The sequence below is a fragment of the Lysobacter antibioticus genome (assembly GCF_001442535.1).
Lineage (GTDB): Bacteria > Pseudomonadota > Gammaproteobacteria > Xanthomonadales > Xanthomonadaceae > Lysobacter > Lysobacter antibioticus.
Genome location: NZ_CP013141.1, coordinates 4,574,211 through 4,583,037 on the forward strand (window position 1 = coordinate 4,574,211; position 8,827 = coordinate 4,583,037).

General features: G+C 57.1%; 2 protein-coding genes, 2 tRNA genes and 3 rRNA genes. All 7 read right to left on the reverse strand.

Going from position 1 to position 8,827, the window contains the following annotated elements; translation table 11 throughout:
• Positions 1-33 precede the first annotated feature (33 nt).
• The 7 genes from GLA29479_RS18640 to GLA29479_RS18665 all read right to left on the reverse strand — a co-directional run bounded on the left by GLA29479_RS18640 (position 34) and on the right by GLA29479_RS18665 (position 8,281).
• Positions 34-1,866, reverse strand: a complete 1,833-nt coding sequence (locus GLA29479_RS18640) for an ABC transporter ATP-binding protein (protein ID WP_144436790.1) — start codon at positions 1,864-1,866, stop codon at positions 34-36.
• Between the two features lie 235 nt (positions 1,867-2,101).
• The gene (locus GLA29479_RS25435) at positions 2,102-2,671 is read right to left on the reverse strand and encodes a hypothetical protein (protein ID WP_169795583.1); all 570 of its coding nucleotides are present in this window, start codon (positions 2,669-2,671) and stop codon (positions 2,102-2,104) included.
• Between the two features lie 384 nt (positions 2,672-3,055).
• Positions 3,056-3,170, reverse strand: a 5S ribosomal RNA gene (rrf, locus tag GLA29479_RS18645).
• Between the two features lie 172 nt (positions 3,171-3,342).
• Positions 3,343-6,211, reverse strand: a 23S ribosomal RNA gene (locus GLA29479_RS18650).
• A gap of 234 nt (positions 6,212-6,445) precedes the next feature.
• Positions 6,446-6,522: transfer RNA gene (locus GLA29479_RS18655), tRNA-Ile, on the reverse strand.
• Between the two features lie 32 nt (positions 6,523-6,554).
• Positions 6,555-6,630: transfer RNA gene (locus GLA29479_RS18660), tRNA-Ala, on the reverse strand.
• Positions 6,631-6,736: 106 nt separating this feature from the next.
• Positions 6,737-8,281, reverse strand: a 16S ribosomal RNA gene (locus GLA29479_RS18665).
• The 16S, 23S and 5S rRNA genes sit together here with 2 tRNA genes alongside, the layout of an rRNA operon.
• Positions 8,282-8,827: the final 546 nt, after the last annotated feature.

Here is an 8,827-nt window from a genome sequence, read left to right on the forward strand (position 1 = left end):
TGGGGTGAGGGCGTCGAAGCCCCCGTTCCGAACTTATGCCTCTACCGCGACGAACCCACCGGTCTGCCGCTTCCACAGGCGCGCATACAAACCATCGCGGGCGATCAGTTCCTCATGCGTACCCGTCTCGATGATGCGGCCCTTATCCATCACCACCAGTCGATCCATGCGCGCGATCGTCGACAGGCGGTGGGCGATCGCGATCACCGTCTTGCCCGTCATCAAGGTCTCCAGGCTGTCCTGGATCGCCGCTTCGGCCTCGGAATCCAACGCCGAAGTCGCCTCATCGAGGATCAGGATCGGCGCGTTCTTGAGCAACACGCGCGCGATCGCGATCCGTTGCCGTTGGCCGCCCGACAGCTTGACGCCGCGTTCGCCGACCAGGGCCTCGTAACCGACCCGCCCCTCGCCATCGACCAGGCGCGGGATGAACTCGTCGGCACGTGCCTGACGCGCCGCCTCGGCCATCTCCGCTTCGCTCGCATCGGGACGGCCGTATAGCAGGTTGTCGCGTATCGAACGATGCAGCAGGGAGGTGTCCTGGGTGACCACGCCGATCTGCGAACGCAGGCTTTCCTGGGTCACGCCGGCGATGTCCTGGCCGTCGATCAGGATACGACCGCCTTCGAGGTCGTACAGACGCAACAGGATATTCATCAGCGTCGACTTGCCCGCACCCGACGGCCCCACCAGGCCGATCTTCTCGCCGGGTTTTACCATCAGGTCCAGGTCGGCGATCAAACCGCTGTTCTGTCCGTAGTGGAAGTGCACGTTCTCGAACCGCACGCTGCCGTCGCTGACTTGCAGAGCTCTGGCATCGTGGCGATCGACCACCGTCAGCGGGCGCGAGATCGTCTCGATGCCGTCCTGCACCGTGCCGATGTCCTCGAAGATGCCGTTGATCGTCCACATGATCCAGCCCGACATATTGTGGATACGGATCACCAACCCGGTCGCCAAGGCGATAGCGCCGACCGTGATCGAACCCTGGTGCCAAAGCCACAGAGCCAGACCCGTGGTGCCGACGATCAACAGACCGTTGAGCGTAGTGATGCTCACGCCCATCAACGTGGTCATACGAGTCATGTCGCGCGAGCGTTGGGTCTGCTCGATCATCGCTTCGGCAACGTACTCCTCTTCGCGCCGCGAGTGCGCGAACAGCTTGAGCGTGGCGATGTTGGAGTAGCCGTCGACGATGCGCCCCATCAATTTGGAACGCGCGTCCGACGCCCGCCACGAACGCAGCTTCACCCGAGGCACGAAGTAACGCAGCAGACCGATGTAGGCCACGATCCACACCGCCAACGGCAACACCAGCCAAACGTCCGCCTGCGCGAACAGATAGATCGCCGACGCCGAATACACGATCACGTACCAGATCGCATCGAAGGCCTGGGTCGTGGACTCGCGCAGGGACGGACCGGTCTGCATGATCCGGTTCGCGACGCGGCCGGCGAAATCGTTCTGGAAGAAACTAAGACTTTGCTTGAGCATGTAGCGGTGGGTCTGCCACCGCACCAGGTTGGTCATGCTCGGATGCACCGTCTGATTGAGCAGCAAATCGTGCAAGCCGAGGAACAGCGGCCGCGCCAACAGCATCACCACGGCCATCCACGCCAACTCGCCGCCATGCTGCGCGAACAGTTCCTTACTCGATGTGGTGTTGACCAGGTCGATGACACGGCCGAGGTAGTCGAACATCGCGACCTCGACGATCGCGACCAGGAAACCAACGACGGTCAGGACCGCGAACACCGGCCAGGCCTGTCTTATGAAATGCCGGTAGAACCCCGTGACGGTGCTCGGCGGCATGGTCTCCGGCGCCGGCCGGAACGGGTCGATCAACGATTCGAACCAACGAAAAATAATCATGGCGTTGAGCCTTGTTTGAACTTGGAAAGACTCCCGTGCGTGTCGCGTTCCCCGAGCCGAAACAGGCGCGGAAACAGCGATGCGAGGACGAGCGGCGCGGATGGCGCCGGATCGGATGACGGGAGTTAGGCGGCGGACGAGCGCGAGCGATCCAGGGCCATAAAGGCCCGGAACGACGGTCGTTCAGCCGGAGGCGGCCCGGGCATCGCCCGGTACCGCAAGCGCCGACTTAGCGGCGGACCTTGCCGGTAATTGTGAACTTCATCGTGCTTCTCCTTGCGATCCCGGGGCGTCGCCGGGCACGTGTGGACCGACGCGCGAATCGCTGATGGGTGACCCGAAAGAAGTCTAACGTGCTTATATGGCCCCGGACATCCGCCCAAAGTCGGTGTAAGCCTGGCCGCAGTTGCTGACCATCAAGTCTTCGGCGGTCATAAGAAGTTGCATAGACAGGAGCCCAGGCGCCGCGGACGTGCCCACGCCAATGGTGCTGCCCTGGTTTCCCGGACATCGCTTCTCCGAAGCCGAACCCAAAGCCGCCCATGTCGGCAAACCGAGCGTAGCCGTTGCCGTTGCCGTTGCCGTTGCCGTTGCCGTTGCCGTTGCCGTTGCCGTTGCCGTTGCCGTTGCCGTTGCCGTTGCCGTTGCCGTAATGAGCTTGGCGCAGTAGCGACCTCGCGAGAACACCTGGAGACCCGGAGGGCGGCGCGCAGGGATGCGCGCCGTTTTTCATCGGGACAGGGATGTCCCGTATGAAAAAGCCCTGCGGAAGCACCGCTCGTGCGGGCTGGTGATTCAAAGAGAAGCATTTTTTCTTTGGTTACCTTTCTTTTGTTGCTTATGACAAAAGAAAGTAACCCGCCGCTTTAGTGGCGGAAGCTTTAGGCGTTTGATCTGGATCTGATCTTGCTGATCGATGCGCGGCAAGACCGCGACAGCGTGGTCGCGGCTCGCGCCGCTCCTACCCTGGCGAGGGCTCGCCGCTTCGATGGATGCAGTCGGCATTGTGGTTTCGGCGCACCCCGGAGGGCGCACGATTATCGGCGGCGGGCCGGAAGTTAATGTCGGACGCTTAATCGTATTAAGTGGCATCGCCGCAAAACGGTCGGCCGCCGGGATTCGCTTAACACGCGGCCAAAGAAAAACGCCGCAACCTGTGGGTTGCGGCGTTTTAGGGTAAAGCCCCTGGCGATGACCTACTCTTGCATGGCTTAGGCCACACTACCATCGGCGCATGTGCGTTTCACTTCCGAGTTCGGGATGGGATCGGGTGGTGCCACACAGCTATTATCACCAGGGAGAGGGTGGAGGGTCGCCGTCTTCGGTGTATTGAAGAAGCGCGCACGCTCTCGTTGGGATGCTTCAGACGGGATGATCTCCGTCTTCTGCGAATAAGTTGGAATGTAGCGAACAGTATTTTGGGCGAAACGTCTTAAACGTGTCAATGAAGCCAAGGCAACTTGAGGTTATATGGTCAAGCCACACGGATCATTAGTACAGGTTAGCTCAATGCGTTGCCGCACTTACACACCCTGCCTATCAACCACCTAGTCTTGATGGTTCCTTTAGGGGACTTAAAGTCCCGGGAGATCTCATCTTGAGGCGCGCTTCCCGCTTAGATGCTTTCAGCGGTTATCGCTTCCGAACATAGCTACCCGGCAGTGCCACTGGCGTGACAACCGGAACACCAGAGGTTCGTCCACTCCGGTCCTCTCGTACTAGGAGCAGCCCCTCTCAAATCTCCAACGCCCACGACAGATAGGGACCGAACTGTCTCACGACGTTCTGAACCCAGCTCGCGTACCACTTTAAATGGCGAACAGCCATACCCTTGGGACCGACTACAGCCCCAGGATGTGATGAGCCGACATCGAGGTGCCAAACACCGCCGTCGATATGAACTCTTGGGCGGTATCAGCCTGTTATCCCCGGAGTACCTTTTATCCGTTGAGCGATGGCCCTTCCATACAGAACCACCGGATCACTAAGACCTACTTTCGTACCTGCTTGATCCGTCGATCTTGCAGTCAAGCACGCTTATGCCTTTGCACACAGTGCGCGATGTCCGACCGCGCTGAGCGTACCTTCGTGCTCCTCCGTTACACTTTGGGAGGAGACCGCCCCAGTCAAACTACCCACCATACACGGTCCCCGACCCGGATTACGGGCCTAGGTTAGAACGTCAAGCACGACAGGGTGGTATTTCAAGGATGGCTCCACCACAGCTAGCGCCATGGTTTCATAGCCTCCCACCTATCCTACACAGACGAACTCAACGTTCAGTGTAAAGCTATAGTAAAGGTTCACGGGGTCTTTCCGTCTTGCCGCGGGAACGCTGCATCTTCACAGCGATTTCAATTTCACTGAGTCTCGGGTGGAGACAGCGCCGCTGTCGTTACGCCATTCGTGCAGGTCGGAACTTACCCGACAAGGAATTTCGCTACCTTAGGACCGTTATAGTTACGGCCGCCGTTTACTGGGGCTTCGATCAAGAGCTTCGCCTTGCGGCTGACCCCATCAATTAACCTTCCAGCACCGGGCAGGCGTCACACCCTATACGTCCACTTTCGTGTTTGCAGAGTGCTGTGTTTTTGATAAACAGTCGCAGCGGCCTGGTCACTGCGGCCCCTCCCAGCTATTCACCAGAAAGGGCGCACCTTCTCCCGAAGTTACGGTGCTATTTTGCCTAGTTCCTTCACCCGAGTTCTCTCAAGCGCCTTAGAATTCTCATCCTGCCCACCTGTGTCGGTTTACGGTACGGTCTGCGTAAGCTGAAGCTTAGGAGCTTTTCCTGGAAGCGTGATATCAGCAGCCTAGTCCAAAAGGACCGGTCCTTAGTCTCAACGTTGCCCCCCCGGATTTGCCTAAGGGGACCGCCTCAACTCTCTCACCAGGACAACCAACGCCTGGCCTGCTTAACCTTCTCCGTCCCTCCATCGCACTTACGCGAGGTGCAGGAATATTAACCTGCTTCCCATCGACTACGCATTTCTGCCTCGCCTTAGGGGCCGACTCACCCTGCGTCGATTAACGTTGCGCAAGGAAACCTTGGGCTTTCGGCGTGCGGGCTTTTCACCCGCATTATCGTTACTCATGTCAGCATTCGCACTTCCGATACCTCCAGCGGACTTCTCAATCCACCTTCAACGGCTTACGGAACGCTCCTCTACCGCGCATCACAAAGTGATGCACCCCAAGCTTCGGTTTATCGCTTAGCCCCGTTAAATCTTCCGCGCAGACCGACTCGACCAGTGAGCTATTGCGCTTTCTTTAAAGGGTGGCTGCTTCTAAGCCAACCTCCTGGCTGTCTGTGCCTTTCCACATCGTTCACCACTTAGCGATAAATTTGGGACCTTAGCTGTGGGTCTGGGTTGTTTCCCTTTTCACGACGGACGTTAGCACCCGCCGTGTGTCTCCCGGATAGTACGTACTGGTATTCGGAGTTTGCCATGGTTTGGTAAGTCGCAATGACCCCCTAGCCATAACAGTGCTCTACCCCCAGTAGTATTCGTCCGAGGCGCTACCTAAATAGCTTTCGAGGAGAACCAGCTATCTCCGGGTTCGATTAGCTTTTCACTCCTAATCATACCTCATCCCCTGCCTTTGCAACGGGAGTGGGTTCGGGCCTCCAGTTGATGTTACTCAACCTTCACCCTGGGCATGACTAGATCACCCCGGTTTCGGGTCTACTGCCCGCGACTATGCGCCCTTATCAGACTCGGTTTCCCTTCGCCTCCCCTATACGGTTAAGCTTGCCACGAACAGTAAGTCGCTGACCCATTATACAAAAGGTACGCAGTCACTCCTTGCGGAGCTCCTACTGCTTGTACGCACACGGTTTCAGGGTCTATTTCACTCCCTTCACCAGGGTTCTTTTCGCCTTTCCCTCACGGTACTGGTTCACTATCGGTCGGTCAGGAGTATTTAGCCTTGGAGGATGGTCCCCCCATGTTCAGACAGGGTTTCTCGTGCCCCGCCCTACTCGATTTCATCGCATCAGCCCCTTCGCATACAGGGCTGTCACCTTCTATGGCCGAGCTTTCCAACTCGTTTTGCTGAAGCTGATGCAACTTAAGGGCTAGTCCCCGTTCGCTCGTCACTACTTAGGGAATCTCGGTTGATTTCTTTTCCTCCGGGTACTTAGATATTTCAGTTCTCCGGGTTCGCTTCCAGCAGCTATGTATTCACTGCAGGATACCTATTGCTAGGTGGGTTTCCCCATTCGGACATCGCGGGATCAATGCTTATTGCCAGCTCCCCCGCGCTTTTCGCAGGCTGTCACGTCCTTCATCGCCTCTGACCGCCAAGGCATCCACCGTGTGCGCTTATTCGCTTGACCATATAACCCCAAGTTGCCTCAGGATTATCGATTTACGAACAAATCAACAACTTCAAATGTTAGGGCCTCTTGGGCCCCGCCTTAGCCTCACGACACGTTTGGACATTCCGTCTCAAAACGCTCGCTACATTCCAGTTTTTCAAAGAACACTTCAAAGGCTTCAGCGCCTTCGAAGTTTCAAATCTTTATGTGTGCGCAGTTCAGAGTTTTGTCTCGCTCCAGCTTTCGCCAGGGTGGTGGGTCTGGGAGGACTCGAACCACCGGCCTCACCCTTATCAGGGGTGCGCTCTAACCACCTGAGCTACAGACCCAATTCGTCCCTAAGGACTACTTACTGGCTAGGTGGTGGAGCTTGTCGGGATCGAACCGACGACCCCCTGCTTGCAAAGCAGGTGCTCTCCCAGCTGAGCTAAAGCCCCATCGAAACGGGACGACTCCTCGATCACCCCAAGGCGATCGGGAACTCTGAAATGCAGGTCACTTGTGCGGACGTCTGGACAGGCAATTAACTGTCTTTTTGTCTCTAAAGGAGGTGATCCAGCCGCACCTTCCGATACGGCTACCTTGTTACGACTTCACCCCAGTCATCGGCCACACCGTGGCAAGCGCCCTCCCGAAGGTTAAGCTACCTGCTTCTGGTGCAACAAACTCCCATGGTGTGACGGGCGGTGTGTACAAGGCCCGGGAACGTATTCACCGCAGCAATGCTGATCTGCGATTACTAGCGATTCCGACTTCACGGAGTCGAGTTGCAGACTCCGATCCGGACTGAGATAGGGTTTCTGGGATTGGCTTGCCCTCGCGGGTTTGCAGCCCTCTGTCCCTACCATTGTAGTACGTGTGTAGCCCTGGTCGTAAGGGCCATGATGACTTGACGTCATCCCCACCTTCCTCCGGTTTGTCACCGGCGGTCTCCTTAGAGTTCCCACCATTACGTGCTGGCAACTAAGGACAAGGGTTGCGCTCGTTGCGGGACTTAACCCAACATCTCACGACACGAGCTGACGACAGCCATGCAGCACCTGTCTCACGGTTCCCGAAGGCACCAATCCATCTCTGGAAAGTTCCGTGGATGTCAAGACCAGGTAAGGTTCTTCGCGTTGCATCGAATTAAACCACATACTCCACCGCTTGTGCGGGCCCCCGTCAATTCCTTTGAGTTTCAGTCTTGCGACCGTACTTCCCAGGCGGCGAACTTAACGCGTTAGCTTCGATACTGAGAGCCAAGTTGCTCCCAACATCCAGTTCGCATCGTTTAGGGCGTGGACTACCAGGGTATCTAATCCTGTTTGCTCCCCACGCTTTCGTGCCTCAGTGTCAGTGCTGGTCCAGGTAGTCGCCTTCGCCACAGATGTTCCTCCCGATATCTACGCATTTCACTGCTACACCGGGAATTCCACTACCCTCTACCGCACTCTAGTAAGCCAGTTTCCAATGCCATTCCCAGGTTGAGCCCAGGGCTTTCACATCAGACTTAACAAACCACCTACGCACGCTTTACGCCCAGTAATTCCGAGTAACGCTTGCACCCTTCGTATTACCGCGGCTGCTGGCACGAAGTTAGCCGGTGCTTATTCTTCCGGTACCGTCATGACCTCGGGGTATTAACCCGAAGCTTTTCTTTCCGGACAAAAGTGCTTTACAACCCGAAGGCCTTCTTCACACACGCGGCATGGCTGGATCAGGCTTGCGCCCATTGTCCAATATTCCCCACTGCTGCCTCCCGTAGGAGTCTGGACCGTGTCTCAGTTCCAGTGTGGCTGATCATCCTCTCAGACCAGCTACGGATCGTCGCCTTGGTGGGCCTTTACCCCGCCAACTAGCTAATCCGACGTCGGCTCATCTATCTGCGCGAAGCCCGAAGGTCCTCCGCTTTCACCCGTAGGTCGTATGCGGTATTAGCGTAAGTTTCCCTACGTTATCCCCCACAAATAGGCAGATTCCGACGTATTCCTCACCCGTCCGCCACTCGCCACCCAAGGAGCAAGCTCCTCTGTGCTGCCGTTCGACTTGCATGTGTTAGGCCTGCCGCCAGCGTTCACTCTGAGCCAGGATCAAACTCTTCACTTAAATGTTTCGACTCCAGCCTTGCGGCCTTCATCAATGCTTTGAGTGCAGACTTCGCCCCAGGCCCTCATTACTCAATTACTCGCATTTGCATGCTTTCTTCAATCATTTGGACTCTGTTACGAACGTCTGCAAGATGGACAATCATCCACCCGCCAGACGCCCGCACAAGTCACCTGCGCACACTGTCAAAGATCGTCGAAACCGGCCTCAGCGCCTTGTTTCGTGCTCGCCACCGAAGTGGCCGAGCGAGCCGCACACTATACAGTAGTTTTCGTGAACGTCAACACCTGTCCGCGAAACTTTTTGCTGCTTCCCGACTCGTCGTCCGCTTCGTTTTTCCGAAGCTTCCGTCTCACCGGGCCGCGCATCTTACAGCATGTTTTCGACTCGTCAACACTTATCGAAATCGCCGTTTTCTGCGCCCCGCCAACCTCACAAACCGGTCAGCGGGCCGCGCATCTTACAGCAATGTTTCAGACCGTCAACACCTGTCGAAACCGCCCTTTCTGCGCGTCCCCGCCGTGCGATGCATCTGCTCAGCGGGGC